A 381-nucleotide genomic window follows, 5' to 3' on the forward strand; every position below is an offset into this window, starting at 1 on the left:
CGCACGTTGCGCCGAGGGCAGAGCGCCAGCATTGAGCGCTGGCGATGTCGGAATGCCCGCCCACGGCCCTGGCGACATCAACCACGCCCTCAACCTGTTGCCACTGATGCCCTGAACAGCTTGAGCAGGTTGTGGTTGGTGGCCATCAGGGCCCATTCCCCGTTCACCTTTTCCATGCCTCGTAACCGGAAGCGAACCAGGCGCCTGGCACCTTTGATCTGACCGAACACGGGCTCCACGATCGTCTTGCGGAGGGCGTAGATCGCCTGCCCGGCCTGAGAGCGCAGTTTTCGGTCCATCCGCCCTCGGGCATCCAGATCCCGGGGCGCAGGACCCCGTGAAGGCCTGGGCCGCTGGCCGTGCTGCTGACGGCTGGTGGAG

The 381-nt window shown here is 65.9% G+C and carries 1 protein-coding gene; it reads right to left on the reverse strand.

Annotation, left to right across the window (positions count from 1 at the left end; translation table 11 throughout):
- Positions 1-89: 89 nt before the first annotated feature.
- A partial coding sequence (locus ACLD7X_RS19575; RefSeq protein WP_411425346.1) for a transposase occupies positions 90-381 on the reverse strand: 292 nt, incomplete at its 5' end.

Origin of the sequence: Aphanothece microscopica RSMan92 (assembly GCF_046613545.2) — a bacterium.
Lineage (GTDB): Bacteria > Cyanobacteriota > Cyanobacteriia > PCC-6307 > Cyanobiaceae > NIES-981.